The 13,687-nt window shown below is 65.6% G+C and carries 12 protein-coding genes; 7 read left to right on the top strand and 5 right to left on the bottom strand.

Annotation, left to right across the window (positions count from 1 at the left end; genetic code table 11):
- The gene (locus AB4Z42_RS12505; RefSeq protein WP_442009463.1) at nt 1-1,197 is read left to right on the top strand and encodes an ABC transporter ATP-binding protein; all 1,197 of its coding nucleotides are present in this window, start codon (nt 1-3) and stop codon (nt 1,195-1,197) included.
- Entirely contained in the window at nt 1,194-1,799 is a 606-nt protein-coding gene (locus AB4Z42_RS12500) for a suppressor of fused domain protein (protein ID WP_442009462.1), read from the top strand. The genes AB4Z42_RS12505 and AB4Z42_RS12500 overlap by 4 nt, the downstream gene beginning before the upstream one ends.
- Here the strand turns inward: AB4Z42_RS12500 and corA are convergent.
- A complete protein-coding gene (gene corA / locus AB4Z42_RS12495; RefSeq protein WP_442009461.1) occupies nt 1,796-2,899 on the bottom strand; it encodes a magnesium/cobalt transporter CorA in 1,104 nt (367 codons plus the stop codon). The genes AB4Z42_RS12500 and corA overlap by 4 nt on opposite strands.
- A gap of 154 nt (nt 2,900-3,053) precedes the next feature.
- On the opposite strand from corA, the gene AB4Z42_RS12490 reads away from it, so the two are divergent.
- Genes AB4Z42_RS12490 through AB4Z42_RS12480 form a run of 3 tightly spaced genes read left to right on the top strand, consistent with a single transcriptional unit; the run spans nt 3,054 to nt 6,125 of the window.
- Nucleotides 3,054-4,043: a malate dehydrogenase gene (locus tag AB4Z42_RS12490; protein ID WP_442009460.1), complete on the top strand. Its 990-nt coding sequence runs from the start codon at nt 3,054-3,056 to the stop codon at nt 4,041-4,043.
- Between the two features lie 48 nt (nt 4,044-4,091).
- Nucleotides 4,092-5,276: an NAD(P)-dependent malic enzyme gene (locus tag AB4Z42_RS12485; RefSeq protein WP_442009459.1), complete on the top strand. Its 1,185-nt coding sequence runs from the start codon at nt 4,092-4,094 to the stop codon at nt 5,274-5,276.
- A 9-nt stretch (nt 5,277-5,285) separates the two neighbouring features.
- Complete coding sequence (locus AB4Z42_RS12480) at nt 5,286-6,125, top strand: glycine betaine ABC transporter substrate-binding protein (protein ID WP_442009458.1); 840 nt, start codon at nt 5,286-5,288, stop codon at nt 6,123-6,125.
- Nucleotides 6,126-6,127: 2 nt separating this feature from the next.
- Here the strand turns inward: AB4Z42_RS12480 and AB4Z42_RS12475 are convergent, their stop codons facing one another.
- Nucleotides 6,128-6,955, bottom strand: coding sequence for an SDR family NAD(P)-dependent oxidoreductase (locus AB4Z42_RS12475; protein WP_442009457.1), 828 nt, complete (start codon nt 6,953-6,955; stop codon nt 6,128-6,130).
- A 21-nt stretch (nt 6,956-6,976) separates the two neighbouring features.
- Nucleotides 6,977-7,807, bottom strand: coding sequence for an SDR family NAD(P)-dependent oxidoreductase (locus AB4Z42_RS12470; RefSeq protein WP_442009456.1), 831 nt, complete (start codon nt 7,805-7,807; stop codon nt 6,977-6,979).
- 90 nt (nt 7,808-7,897) lie between these two features.
- Between AB4Z42_RS12470 and AB4Z42_RS12465 the strand changes: the two genes are divergently transcribed.
- Together AB4Z42_RS12465 and AB4Z42_RS12460 are read left to right on the top strand one after the other, a co-directional pair.
- Complete coding sequence (locus tag AB4Z42_RS12465) at nt 7,898-8,368, top strand: ferritin (protein ID WP_442009455.1); 471 nt, start codon at nt 7,898-7,900, stop codon at nt 8,366-8,368.
- Between the two features lie 90 nt (nt 8,369-8,458).
- Nucleotides 8,459-8,908: a DUF417 family protein gene (locus AB4Z42_RS12460; RefSeq protein WP_442009454.1), complete on the top strand. Its 450-nt coding sequence runs from the start codon at nt 8,459-8,461 to the stop codon at nt 8,906-8,908.
- Here the strand turns inward: AB4Z42_RS12460 and AB4Z42_RS12455 are convergent.
- The gene (locus tag AB4Z42_RS12455; RefSeq protein ID WP_442009585.1) at nt 8,905-12,633 is read right to left on the bottom strand and encodes a multifunctional oxoglutarate decarboxylase/oxoglutarate dehydrogenase thiamine pyrophosphate-binding subunit/dihydrolipoyllysine-residue succinyltransferase subunit; all 3,729 of its coding nucleotides are present in this window, start codon (nt 12,631-12,633) and stop codon (nt 8,905-8,907) included. The genes AB4Z42_RS12460 and AB4Z42_RS12455 overlap by 4 nt on opposite strands.
- Nucleotides 12,634-12,858: 225 nt before the next feature.
- A complete protein-coding gene (locus AB4Z42_RS12450; protein ID WP_442009453.1) occupies nt 12,859-13,611 on the bottom strand; it encodes a hypothetical protein in 753 nt (250 codons plus the stop codon).
- Between the last annotated feature and the right edge of the window lie 76 nt (nt 13,612-13,687).

The raw sequence follows: 13,687 nt of genomic DNA, 5'->3' as shown, positions 1-13,687 counted from the left end.
ATGGCCGAAATAGTGTTGGACCGGGTGACCAAGAGTTACCCGAACGGCGCGACGGCCGTGAAGGACCTCTCGATCACGATCGCCGACGGCGAATTCATCATCCTGGTCGGACCCTCCGGATGCGGAAAGTCGACCACGCTCAACATGATCGCCGGTCTCGAGGACATCTCCTCGGGAGAGCTGAGCATCGGCGGCCAGCGGGTCAACGAGAAGGCGCCCAAGGATCGCGACATCGCGATGGTGTTCCAGTCCTATGCGCTGTACCCGCACATGACCGTGCGGCAGAACATTGCGTTCCCGCTGACGTTGGCCAAGTTGCCGAAGGCCGAGATCGCGCAGAAGGTCGACGAGGCCGCGAGAATCCTTGATCTGACCGAGCTTCTGGACCGCAAGCCCGCCCAGCTCTCCGGCGGGCAGCGGCAGCGGGTGGCCATGGGGCGCGCGATCGTGCGCAACCCCAAGGCATTCCTGATGGACGAACCGTTGTCGAACCTCGATGCCAAACTTCGCGTGCAGATGCGTTCGGAGATCTCGCGTTTGCAGAACAAGCTGGGCACCACCACGGTCTATGTCACCCATGACCAGACCGAAGCCATGACATTGGGCGACCGCGTGGTCGTCCTTCTCGCCGGGGAAGTGCAGCAGATCGGAACGCCGGAGGAGCTTTACAGCCGCCCGGCCAACCTGTTCGTCGCGGGTTTCATCGGGTCTCCGGCGATGAACTTCTTCCCGGCCAGCACCACCGATGTCGGCGTGCGCCTGCCGTTCGGCGAGGTCACGCTGACACAGGAAGTGCACGACCGGCTCGCCAGGCACCAGAGCCCCGACAACCTGATCGTCGGCATCCGGCCCGAACATCTCGAGGACGCCTCGGTGCTGGACGGATATGCGCGGATCAGTGCGTTCACGTTCGACGTGACGGTCGACATGGTCGAGTCGCTGGGCGCCGACAAGTACTTGCACTTCAAGATTGAGGGAGCGGGCGCACGGGCCGCCCAGCTCGCCGAGTTGGCAAGCGAGTCGGGGGTCGGTGAAAACGAGTTCGTGGCACGGGTTTCCACCGAATCCCAGGCGAAGAAGGGCGATACGATCCAGCTGGCGTTCGACACGTCGAAGCTGACGATCTTCGACGCCGGTACCGGGAGGAACCTGAGCGTCACAGACGATCCGGCACCCGCACCGCCGCCTGCCGAGTGATCGACGTCCTCGCGAAGGTCCGGGCGCACCTGCGGGAGCACTTCGCAGATGTCGGTATCAATGCCGACCCCGACGAGGCCAGCGTCACGTTCCTCGGTGCGGAGAAGATCGACGTGCTGCGCTTCGGCCCCGATCTGCGACCCGAGTTCGAAGGTGTCTTTCACTATGTGTCGCTGGGGTGTTCGCGACATCCGATGTTCGATCCGACCGAACTGGTGACCGACGCGTTGCACGGCCCGCGTGCCGAAGTGACGGTGGGCCTGCGCGGGCCGTCTCCGTCGGGTCTGCACCGTTCGGTGGCGCTGCTGGCGGCGGCCCCCGCGGTCGAAGGCCTGATGCTCGAACCCGACGCCCTGATCGATCTGGAGTCGCCGCTGTGGGAGTCGGCGCCGTTCACCGCATTCCTGTTGGGCCGCAGCGATATCGGCGACGTCGCGTTGACCACGCCGATGCCTCCGGTGACGGTGCTGACCGCAACGCCGATCACGGCCACCGAGGCGGCGTGGGTGCGTCTCAAGGGTGCCGACGCCATGCGCGAGGCGTGGCAGCAGGACGGCGTCGACGTGTTGAACCCCGCCAGGAGAGCTGCGCAGCCGGGTTAGAGCCAGTGGTTGTGCCGGAACGCCCGGAACAACAGACCGCAGATGATTACCATGGTCAACAGGACCGTCGGATAGCCCCACTCCCAATGCAATTCGGGCATGTTGTCGAAGTTCATGCCGTAGATACCAGCCATCGCGGTCGGCACCGCGGCGATCGCGACGTACGCCGAGATCTTGCGCATGTCGATGTTCTGCTGCATGGCCACCTTGCCGGCCGCGGCCTGCACCAGCGAGCTGAGCATCTCGTCGTAACTGGTGATCCGGTCGGACGCCTGAATGTTGTGGTCGAGAACGTCGCGCATGTACCGGCGGACCTCGATCGAGATCAGGTCGTTGTGGTCGGTGCCGATTCGCTGCAATCCCAGTGTCAGGGGCGCGACCGCGCGTCGGAGTTCGACGATCTCGCGCTTCAGCAGATAGATGCACTCGATGTTGGTTTTGGCGGTGGGGGAGAAGATGTCCTCCTCCATCGCGTCGATGTCGGTCTCGATCAGATCGGTGACGTCGAGGTAGCTGTCAACGACATTGTCGGCGATCGCATGCATGACGGCGTAGGGGCCGAGCGCCAGAGCGGCCGGCGACGAGTCGAATGACTTGCGGACGCCCGCGAGGCCACCGTGTTCCCCGTGACGCACCGTGACCACGAAATCGGGGCCGACGAAGATCATGATCTCGCCGGTCTCGACGATCTCGCGGGCCAGTGCCACGGATATGTGCTCGACGTAGTTGACGGTCTTGAGCACCAGGAACAAGGTGTTGTCGTAGCGCTCGAGCTTGGGTCGCTGGTGCGCGTGGACGGCGTCCTCGACGGCCAGCTTGTGCAGGCCGAACACGTCTGCGACGGCCTGCATCTGGTGTTCGTCGGGACCGTGCAGGCCGACCCAGACGAAGGCGTCTTTTCCCGACGCCTCGAGATCGTGCACCTTGCTCAGCGCCGCGGCGTGGGTGTACTTGCCGGGCAGGCGGGTGCCCTCGCAGTAGACGGCGCAATCCACCATCGCCCGCGCGACGGGAACATGTATCGAGGCGGCATCGGGTTGGGCGGTCTTGGGCCGCACGACGGGGCGCAGTGACGGAGGTAGTTGGCGAAACGATGGCATCGGTCACTCTCCCCAGGTCACGGCCAGCAGCGCCGGTCTTATCAGCCTTGGTGAATGCTACGCGGCACGCCGCATACAGACCCTGCTAGTTTCGTCCCCGAAGGCAACAGGCCCGCGGCGCGGGCAATCCCTATCCGTCCAAGGAGCACCTGACGTGAGCACATCTCCCCTCAAGGTCGCGGTCACCGGTGCCGCCGGCCAGATCGGCTACAGCCTGCTGTTTCGTCTGGCGAGCGGCTCATTGCTCGGCCCCGACCGCCCGATCGAGCTGCGTCTGCTGGAGATCGAACCCGCGCTGAAGGCGCTCGAGGGTGTGGTCATGGAGCTCGACGACTGTGCGTTCCCGCTGCTCGCGGGGGTCGAGATCGGCGCGGACGCCAACAAGATCTTCGACGGCGTGAACCTTGCGCTGCTCGTCGGTGCGCGTCCGCGGGGTCCGGGCATGGAGCGTGGTGATCTGTTGGAGGCCAACGGCGCGATCTTCACCGCACAGGGCAAGGCCCTCAACGAGGTCGCCGCCGACGACGTCCGCATCGGCGTCACCGGCAACCCGGCCAACACGAACGCGCTTATCGCGCTGAGCAACGCCCCCGACATCCCGAACGAGCGGTTCTCAGCGCTGACCCGCCTCGACCACAACCGGGCGATCTCGCAGCTGGCCCGCAAGACCGGCGCCAAGGTCACCGACATCAAGAAGATCACCATCTGGGGCAACCATTCGGCGACTCAGTACCCCGACATCTTCCACGCCGAGGTAGGCGGCAAGAACGCCGCCGAGGTCGTCAACGACCAGGACTGGATCGAGAACGACTTCATTCCCACCGTCGCCAAGCGCGGCGCGGCGATCATCGACGCGCGTGGCTCCTCATCGGCCGCCTCGGCCGCCTCGGCGACCACCGATGCCGCGCGTGACTGGCTGCTGGGCTCCGCGAAGGATGACTGGGTGTCGATGGCGGTTCTCTCCGACGGCAGCTACGGCGTGCCCGAGGGCATCATCTCGTCGTTCCCGGTGACGACGAAGGACGGCAACTGGTCCATCGTGCAGGGTCTGGAGATCGACGACTTCTCGCGCGCACGGATCGACAAGACCACCGCCGAGCTGGTCGACGAGCGCAAAGCCGTCACTGACCTGGGACTTATCTGAGACAGAGTCGATTAGGTTACCTACCAGTTCGTCAGTAACGTGATCGCCGTGTCCCAAGCGGTGAGAAATCTGTCAGACAAGAGGCCTCCCATCGTCCTGCATGATGACGAGATCTTCGCTGCGCACCTGGGCGGAAAGCTGTCCGTATCGCTGAACACGCCGCTGGATACGCAACGCGCGCTGTCGATCGCTTACACCCCCGGCGTCGCTCAGGTCAGCCGGGCGATCGCTGCCGACCACACCTTGGCGCAGCGGTACACCTGGGCCAACCGAATGGTCGCGGTCGTCAGTGACGGAAGTGCTGTCCTGGGCCTCGGCGACATCGGGCCTGCCGCGTCGCTGCCGGTCATGGAAGGCAAGAGCGCACTGTTCAAGGCGTTCGCCGACCTCGACTCGATCCCGATCGTGCTGGACACCAAGGATCCCGACGAGATCGTCGAGACCCTGGTGCGGTTGCGGCCGTCGTTCGGTGCGGTGAACCTCGAGGACATCTCGGCGCCGCGGTGCTTCGAGATCGAACGCCGCGTGATCGAGGCGCTCGACTGTCCGGTCATGCATGACGACCAGCACGGCACCGCGATCGTCGTGCTGGCGGCGCTCCTCGGCGCGGCCGAGGTGCTCGACCGCGACACCGCCTCGTTGCGCGTTGTCGTCTCCGGCGCCGGTGCCGCCGGTGTCGCGTGCGCAAAGATCTTGCTGGCCAGGGGAATCCGCGATATCACGCTGCTGGACAGCCAGGGCATCCTGCACAAGGACCGCGGAAACCTCAACGCGTACAAGACGGAGATCGCCGAGCAGACGAATCCGGCCGGCCTGACGGGTGGAATGGCCGAGGCGTTGCGGGGCGCGGATGTGTTCCTCGGGTTGTCGGCCGGTGTCGTGCCCCCGGAGATCGTTGCGACGATGGCTCCCGATGCGATTGTGTTCGCGCTGTCCAATCCCGACCCGGAGATCCATCCCGATGAGGCGAAGAAGTATGCGGCCGTCGTCGCCACCGGCCGCAGCGACTTCCCGAACCAGATCAACAATGTGCTCGCGTTCCCGGGTGTGTTCCGGGGTGCGCTCGACGCCGGGGCCCGCCGCATCACCGAGGCCATGAAGGTGGCGGCTGCCGAGGCGATCTTCGCCGTGGTGGGCGACGATCTCGCAGTCGATCGCATCGTGCCGAGCGTGCTGGACCCGCGGGTGGCGCCTGCGGTGGCGCAGGCGGTTGCCGCGGCGTCGGGAGTCTAGGCTTTCCCGGTGCGTCGGCTCACCTGCGCGCTCGCCGCGCTCGTCGTGCTCAGCGCGGCCGGATGCGGCGGCGGTGAGCAGACTCCTTCCGTGGCGGTCGCGTCGGCGCAGGACCCCGAATCGGCGCTGATCGCCCACATCTATGCCGCGGCGCTACGGTTCTACGGCAGCCCGGCGCACGTGGCGGAGTCACCGGATCCCCTGACGAAACTGGACTCCGGAGACGCACGCGTCGTGCCCGGATTCACCGGTCGCATGTTGCACAGATTCTTTCCCGACTCGACGGCGCGGTCCGCGACGCAGGTGTACCGAGAGATGGTGTCCGCGCTGCCCGAGGGCGTCGCGGCCGGCGATTACACGACGTCGGCAGAGGACAAACCCGCGCTGGCCGTCACCGAAGCGACCGCCAAGGCGTGGGGTGGGCGTGATCTGACCGCGGCGACTCGTAACTGCGACAAGATCAAGGCCGGACAGGTCGTCGATGTGTCCGGCCCCGAGGCCATCGGTACGTGCAAGCTGCGCAAGCCGCGCGAATATCCCGACCGCGCAACGTTGTTCGCGGCCGTGAAGGCCGGGGACGTGAACGCCGCATGGACCTCGACCGCGGCCCCGAACATCCCGACCGAGCTGCTCATGTTGTCCGACCGGACGTCGCTGATCCGTGCCGAGAACGTGGTGCCGCTCTACCGGCGCAATGAGCTCAACGAAGCGCAGGTGTTGGCGCTCAACGAAGTTGCCGGTGTACTGGACACCGCCGCGCTGGCCGATATGCGCGCTCAGGTCGAGGACGGCACCGACCCGGGCCTCGTCGCGGGTGCGTTCCTCGACGAACATCCACTGGGCGACTGACCCTAGCGCGTCGGGGGAAGTAGCCGCCTGTTCATCGGTCCGAGCAGCCGCATATAGCCGGAACCCGTCAGCCGCACGATCGCGTCGAACAGCTTGGCGTCGGCACCCGGTAGCACCCGTGCCTTGTTGCTTTCGACCGCGCGCAGGATGATCTTGGCTGTGCGTTCGGGGCTGGTGATGGCGACCTTGTCGAAGACGGTGGCAAGCGCGTTCTTATCGAGATCCGTTGCGGTGGTGGCATTGTGGATGAGCGGAGTCTTGATGTAGCCGGGGTGCACACACGTCACCCTCACCGGATGACCCGCGGCCGCCATTTCCTGCCGGAGCGCTTCGGTGAATCCGCGCACCGCGAACTTGGCCGAGTTGTAGGCCGCCTGCCCTTGCACCGCGAACAGTCCATACATGCTCGAGATGTTGACCACATGACCGTCGCCCGACGCGATCAGGTGCGGCAGAAAGGCCTTGGTGCCGTTCACGACACCCCAGAAGTCGACCTCCATCACCCGTTCGTGATCCTTGAACGCCGTCACTTCTATGTCACCCATGAATGCGATGCCTGCGTTGTTGTAGATCTGATGCACCGCGCCGAAGTGAGCTCTGACATCGTCCGCGTACGCCAGTACCGCTTCGCGTTCGGTGACGTCGAGACGGTCGGCCTTCGTCGTCGCACCCATCGCCTGGATCAGCCGTTCCGTGCGCGCCAGACCGTCGGTATCGACGTCACTGATCGCGAGCTTCGCGCCGCGGCGTGCGAGTTCGGCCGCGAGCGCCTGCCCGATACCCGACCCGGCGCCGGTGACGACGGCGACTTTCCCCGCGACGGTACCCATCGCGTCAGTGTCGCAGTGAAATCAGTGCGCGTTCGGCACAATCCGCGATATCACGGTCGAAAACAGCCGCTGGTAGCCCGATCCGGTGATGCGCACGATGACGTCGAGTACCTTCGCATCGGCACCGACAAGCACGCGGGCCCGGTTCTTGCGGACAGCTTCGAGAATGATCTGCGCCGCCTTTTCCGGTGTCGTCCTTGTCAGCTTCTGGTCGAAGGTCTTCGTCAGGCCCTCCCGGTCGACACCCTCGGCGGCGGTGGAGTTGCGCATGATCGCCGTCTTGATGCCACCGGGATGCACCGTGGTCACCCCGACGGGATGACGCGCGGCGATCATCTCCTGCCTCAGCGCCTCGGTGAACCCGCGCACCGCGAACTTCGCCGAGTTGTACGCCGCCTGACCGGCCACCGAAAAGATGCCGAACAGGCTGGACACGTTGACGACGTGCCCGTCACCCGAGGCGATCAGATGGGGGAGGAAGGCCTTGGTGCCGTTGACCACGCCCCAGTAGTCGACGTCCATCACGCGTTCCATGTCCTTGAACGGCGTGACCTCGACATCGCCGACGTACGCGATGCCTGCGTTGTTGTAGATCTGGTTGACCTTGCCGAAGTGCTCGACAACCGAGTCGGCGTACAGCTCGAACGCCTCGCGTTCGGTGACGTCGAGCCGGTCGGCCTTCACCGGCGCGCCGATGGCCTTGACGCGCGCTTCGGTGACCGCAAGGCCCTCCGCGTCGACGTCGCTGATCGCCACGCTCGCGCCTGAGCGGGCGAGTTCGATCGCCAGCGCCTGCCCGATGCCCGATCCGGCCCCGGTTACCACCGCGACCTTTCCGGCGAAGCCCTCCATGGGAACCCTCTCGTTCGCTTGACCGTGCTCGAGGCTAGTCGGTACCGGCGGTAGCGCCTACATCGGCCCCTGTAAAGTTAGGCTCACCTAATGGCAAATACTCCCGAAGACGAGCACGCTGCCTTTCACAAGCTGCCGCAGCTTGCCAACCGCTTCTACACACAGGCCGCCGAAGAGCGCGGCCACGCGCTGATGATGGTGCAGTACCTCCTCGACCGGGATCGCGACGTGAACATCGGCGGCGTCGACCCGGTGGTCACCGAGTTCGGATCCATCCGCGATGCGGTGGCGCTGGCGCTGTCGCAGGAACAGGAAGTCACTCGGCAGATCACCGCCCTGACTCGTGCCGCCAGGGATAGCAGCGATTTCCTCGGCGAGCGGTTCACGCAGTGGTTCCTCCAGGAGCAGGTCGAGGAAGTCGCCAGTATGAGCGCATTGCTGGATGTCGTCGACAAGGCAGACGGCAACATTTTCGATCTCGAGGCCTACGTCGCGCGCGAGTTGAACACCCCCGCCCAGCCCGATCCCACGGCCCCCAAGGCCGCAGGCGGCGGCGTCTGACACCGTCTCGGAAAGTGTCCGCACTCGCGTAACGCTTGCCCTCGCGTTGACCACTACACGTGGGGGCTGTGTAGCGAAGGGACACTCTTGATGGCAACCGGCTCGGTGACTCGTTGGGGCCAATTGATCAGCCGCTACGGTCTGGTCGTCGTTCTCGCATGGATCGGCGTCGGCAAGTACGTGAAAATGGAGAGCCGCGTACTCATCGAGCACAGTCCGCCCATGTCGTGGATCTACGACATCCTGAGCGTGGGAACGGTGGCTGCGGCGCTCGGCACCATGGAGATCGCCGCCGCGGTCCTGATTGCATTGCGGCCGCTGTGGCCGACGGTGTCCGCGATCGGCAGCGCGCTGGCGATCCTGCTCTTCCTCGGCACGCTGAGCTTCCTGTTCACCACACCCGGTGTCATCACCACGCATGCGGGTCCTGTCCCGGTGCTGGGCGGAATGCCCGGCCAGTTCCTCTTGAAGGACCTGGTGCTCATCGGTGTGGCGGTGTGGACGCTGGGCGACGCGCTGGATGCGCGACACCGCGCCTAGGGCGCGAAGGCCTCGTCGATGATCTCCTGCTGTTCGACGGCGTGCACCTTCGAGCTGCCCGACGACGGCGCCGACATCGCGCGCCGCGAGATCCGCGTGATATTCGACAACCGGTCCGCGCAGACCTCGGGCAGCGTCAGCCCGAACGTCGGCCATGCGCCCTGGTTGGCCGGCTCCTCTTGCACCCAGAAGAACTGTTCGGCGTTGGGGTACTGGTCGAGCGTCTCGCTGAGCCGCCGCTTCGGCAGTGGGGCCAGCTGTTCGATGCGCACGATCGCCACGTCGTCGCGCGCTTCCTTGTTCTTGCGCGCCGCGAGCTCGTAGTAGATCTTGCCGCTGGTCAACAGGATTCGCTTGACCTTGCTGCGGTCACCGGTGCCCTCGTCGTACGTGGGCTCCTCGATCACCGACCGGAACTTCATCTCGGTGAACTCTTTGAGATCGCTGACGGCGGCCTTGTTGCGCAGCATCGACTTCGGCGTGAACACGATCAGGGGCCGCTGGATTCCGTCGAGGCCGTGCCTGCGAAGCAGGTGGAAGTAGTTCGCGGGTGTCGACGGGACCGCGATGGTCATCGACCCCTCCGCCCACAGCAACAGGAACCGCTCGATGCGGCCGGAGGTGTGGTCCGGACCCTGGCCCTCGTGGCCGTGCGGCAGCAGCAGCACCACGTCGGACAACTGGCCCCATTTGGCTTCACCCGATGAGATGAACTCGTCGATGATCGACTGCGCACCGTTGACGAAGTCGCCGAACTGCGCCTCCCACAACACAAGTGCGTCGGGGTTGCCCACCGAGTAGCCGTATTCGAAGCCCACCGCGGCGTACTCGGACAGGGCCGAGTCGTAGACCATGAACTTGCCGCCGGTCGGGGTGCCGTCCGAGTTCGTGGTGAGCAGCTGCAGCGGCGTGAACTCCTGGCCGGTCGAGCGGTCGATGATCACCGAGTGGCGCTGGGTGAACGTGCCGCGACGGGTGTCCTGCCCGGACAGCCGGATCGTCTTGCCTTCGGCCAGAAACGATCCCAGTGCGAGCAGCTCGGCGAACGCCCAGTCCACCTTGCCCTCGTAGGCCATCTCTCGCCGCTTCTCCAGGACCGGCTTCACGCGGGGATGCACGTTGAAGCCGTCGGGGAAGGACAGGTGCGCGTCGCCGATGCGGGCCAGCAGAGACTTCTCCACCGCGGTGTTCATGCCGGCGGGCACCATCTGGTCGGACTCCACCGAGGAACTCGGTCCGACGTCGTGCTTCTCGAGTTCGCGGACCTCGTTGAACACCCGCTCGAGCTGACCCTGGTAGTCGCGCAGCGCGTCCTCGGCCTCTTTCATCGAGATGTCGCCGCGGCCGATCAGCGCTTCGGTGTAGGTCTTTCGCGATCCGCGCTTGGTGTCGATGACGTCGTACATGTACGGCTGCGTCATCGACGGGTCGTCGCCCTCGTTGTGCCCGCGCCTGCGGTAGCACAGCATGTCGATGACGACGTCCTTCTTGAACTGCTGACGGAAGTCCATGGCCAGGCGTGCCACCCAGACGCATGCCTCGGGGTCGTCGCCGTTGACGTGGAAGATCGGCGCCCCCACCATCTTTGCGACGTCGGTGCAGTACTCCGACGAACGGGAGTCGGTCGGCGACGTGGTGAAGCCGATCTGGTTGTTGACGATCATGTGGATCGTCCCGCCGGTGCGGTATCCCCGCAGCAGCGCCAGGTTCAGCGTCTCGGCCACCACACCCTGACCGGCGAAGGCGGCGTCGCCGTGCAGCATCATCGGCACGATCGAGAAGCCGTCGGGTCCGTCACCCTTGTCGAGCAGGTCCTGCTTCGCGCGGACCAGGCCTTCGAGCACCGGGTCGACGGCCTCGAGGTGAGACGGGTTGGCCACCAGCGACACCTGGATGTCGTTGTCGCCGAACATCTGGATGTAGTTGCCGGTCGCGCCGAGGTGGTACTTCACGTCACCCGAGCCGTGGGCCTGCGACGGGTTCAGGTTGCCCTCGAACTCGCTGAAGATCTGCGAGTACGGCTTGCCGACGATGTTGGCGAGCACGTTGAGCCTGCCGCGGTGTGGCATGCCGATGACGACCTCGTCGAGGGCGTGCTCGGCGGCCTGGTCGATCGCCGCGTCCATCATCGGGATGACGGTTTCGGCACCCTCGAGTGAGAACCGCTTCTGGCCAACGTATTTCGTCTGCAGGAAGGTCTCAAACGCCTCGGCGGCGTTCATCCTCGACAGAATGTACTTCTGCTCGGCGACGGTCGGCTTCTCGTGCTTGACCTCGATGCGTTCCTGCAGCCACTTCTGCTGATCGGGCTCGAGAATGTGGGTGTACTCGACACCGACATGACGGCAGTACGCGTCGCGCAGGAGTCCGAGAACGTCGCGCAGCTTCTTGTGTTCGGCGCCGGCAAAGCCGTTGACCTTGAACTCGCGGTCCAGATCCCACAGCGTCAGCCCGTGGCTGTTGACGTCGAGGTCTGGGTGGCTGCGGAAGCGGGTCTGATCGAGCCGCAACGGATCGATGTCGGCCATCAGATGTCCGCGGTTGCGGTACGCCGCAATCAATTCGAGGACACGGCCGTTCTTGTCTTCGATCGAGTCGGGATTGTCCGTTCGCCAGCGCACAGGCTCGTAGGGGATGCCCAGTTCACGGAAGATCTCGTCGAAGAAGCCATCGGACAGCAGCAGTTCGTGCACGGTGCGCAGGAAGTCACCGGACTCCGCACCCTGGATGATGCGATGGTCGTAGGTCGACGTGAACGTGACCAGCTTGCCGACGCCCAGCTCGGAGATGCGTTCCTGGCTCGCACCCTGGAACTCGGCCGGATACTCCATTGCGCCGACGCCGATGATGGCGCCCTGCCCGCGCATCAGCCGCGGAACCGAGTGCACCGTGCCGATCGTGCCCGGGTTGGTGAGCGAAATCGTCACACCGCCAAAGTCTTCGGCGGTCAACTTTCCGTCGCGGGCCCTCCGCACGATGTCTTCGTAGGCGGCGAGGAACTGGCCGAATCGCATCGATTCGCAGTTCTTGATACCGGCCACGACGAGCTGGCGGTTGCCGTCCTTGCCCTGCAGGTCGATCGCCAGCCCGAGGTTGACGTGTTCGGGTGTCACCGCGTTCGGCTTGCCGTCCACCTCGGCGAAGTGGCGGTTCATGTTGGGGAACTGCTTGACCGCCTGCACCAGCGCATAGCCGATCAAGTGGGTGAACGAGATCTTGCCGCCGCGGGTGCGCTTGAGGTGGTTGTTGACGACGATCCGGTTGTCGATCATCAGCTTGGCCGGGATGGCGCGCACGCTGGTCGCGGTCGGCACCTCCAGCGACGCCGACATGTTCTTCACGACGGCGGCGGCGGCACCGCGCAGTATCTGAACCTCGGAGCCATCGGCGGGTGGCGGCGATGACGGCTTCGGCTTAGACGCGGGCTCGCTCTTGGGTTCGGCGGCCTTCGGCGCGGGCGCGGGGGCGCTCTTGGGTTCGGCGGCCTTCGCCGCGGGCGCGGGGGCGCTCTTGGGTTCCGGCTTCTTCTCGGCCTTCTTCTCGCCGTTGCTCTCTGCCGGTTTGGGCGGAGGTGCCGGCGCGGGTTCGGGCGGCGCCACCGGCGCAGACGCTCGCGACCCATTGCCGGCTTGACTCTCGGTGGTCGGCTCCGGGGAGTAGTCGACAAGGAACTCATGCCAACTGGGGTCTACCGACGAGGGATCCTCGCGGAACTTGCGATACATCTCCTCGACCAACCACTCGTTCTGTCCGAATGGTGAAGGTGAGCTCACGGTAGCTACTCGCCTCGATTCCTTCGCCTCAGGCAAGCGCGCGTGCGCTCGCCGCTCTTGATCTCCTGCATTCAGCGGGTACCCGCTATCTGCCGCCTAAAGGCTATCCCTCATGCAACAGCCAGACCATGACAACGCCCTTATGGTCGTTGTGGTCGGACGCGCACGCGGTGACAGCTAGTTTCGCGGCGGGGGCAATACGTGAATCGCCGCGGGCCAGCGCGGCGGGGGGGCGCCGAACGCGTTGCGCGCGTTGGCCACGATGCGCTTACCCATCAGCCGGTTGCCCACACCGCCGACGACGGCCCCGATGCCGACCGGCAGCAACTTGCCGAAGGCGATCGCCCCGCGCTTGAGCGTGTAGCGCTTGACGAAGTACTTCAGCAGACGTGAGTTCAGTTGTGTCACGGCGGGCAACGGCAGCGTCGCCGCCCCGTCGGCGAGCCACGAGCCGCTTGTGCGGCCCGGCCCCAGCAGGTCGGCCACGGCGTGCTTGCTGTCCTCGCCGACGAGAACCGCTAGCACGAGGGCGCGGCGGCGCTCCCGATGATCCGCGGGAATGCCGTACACCTCGGCGACGGCCAGTACATAGACCGACGTCGCCTCCAGGAAGACCACCGTCTCGCCTGCGACGGCCGACATGGCGGCCAGTGTGCCGATCCCGGGGAAGGCGGCCGCGGAGCCGACGGCGGCGCCGCTGGCCATCACCGCAGCGAGGTAGTGCTTCTCGAGGCGGGTGACGATCTCGGCCGGCGTCGCATTGGGGCTCTGCTTGCGGAGGCGGTCGACGTAGGCCTTGACGGCGGGCGCCTGCACGCGCGCCCCGCGTTCGATGATCGCCGAGAGCACCTTGGCCGCGGCACTCGGATTTTCATCTGCGCCGTCTCTGGTAGCTGGCAACTGGTTCTTCGCGCTTGACCGGGCACTCATGTGCGGCCTCCCTGTCCGAACGGCTGGCCTTTCAGGCTAGCCCTATCTGAACGCACGACCACGGGCGGCGAGTGCC

The sequence above is a fragment of the Mycobacterium sp. 2YAF39 genome, from assembly GCF_052114565.1.
In the GTDB taxonomy this organism is placed as follows: domain Bacteria; phylum Actinomycetota; class Actinomycetes; order Mycobacteriales; family Mycobacteriaceae; genus Mycobacterium.
Note: the sequence above shows the minus strand (reverse complement) of the source record. Positions and strands in the feature narration are given on the sequence as shown.

Bases quoted from the DNA above. Each gene is read 5' to 3' on its own strand.
- AB4Z42_RS12460 (WP_442009454.1), top strand. From the start codon at position 8,459: ATGGCAACCGGCTCGGTGACTCGTTGGGGCCAATTGATCAGCCGCTAC.
- AB4Z42_RS12455 (WP_442009585.1), bottom strand. From the start codon at position 12,633: ATGTATCGCAAGTTCCGCGAGGATCCCTCGTCGGTAGACCCCAGTTGG.
- AB4Z42_RS12470 (WP_442009456.1), bottom strand. From the start codon at position 7,807: ATGGAGGGCTTCGCCGGAAAGGTCGCGGTGGTAACCGGGGCCGGATCG.
- AB4Z42_RS12450 (WP_442009453.1), bottom strand. From the start codon at position 13,611: ATGAGTGCCCGGTCAAGCGCGAAGAACCAGTTGCCAGCTACCAGAGAC.
- AB4Z42_RS12475 (WP_442009457.1), bottom strand. From the start codon at position 6,955: ATGGGTACCGTCGCGGGGAAAGTCGCCGTCGTCACCGGCGCCGGGTCG.
- corA (WP_442009461.1), bottom strand. From the start codon at position 2,899: ATGCCATCGTTTCGCCAACTACCTCCGTCACTGCGCCCCGTCGTGCGG.
- AB4Z42_RS12505 (WP_442009463.1), top strand. From the start codon at position 1: ATGGCCGAAATAGTGTTGGACCGGGTGACCAAGAGTTACCCGAACGGC.
- AB4Z42_RS12465 (WP_442009455.1), top strand. From the start codon at position 7,898: ATGGCAAATACTCCCGAAGACGAGCACGCTGCCTTTCACAAGCTGCCG.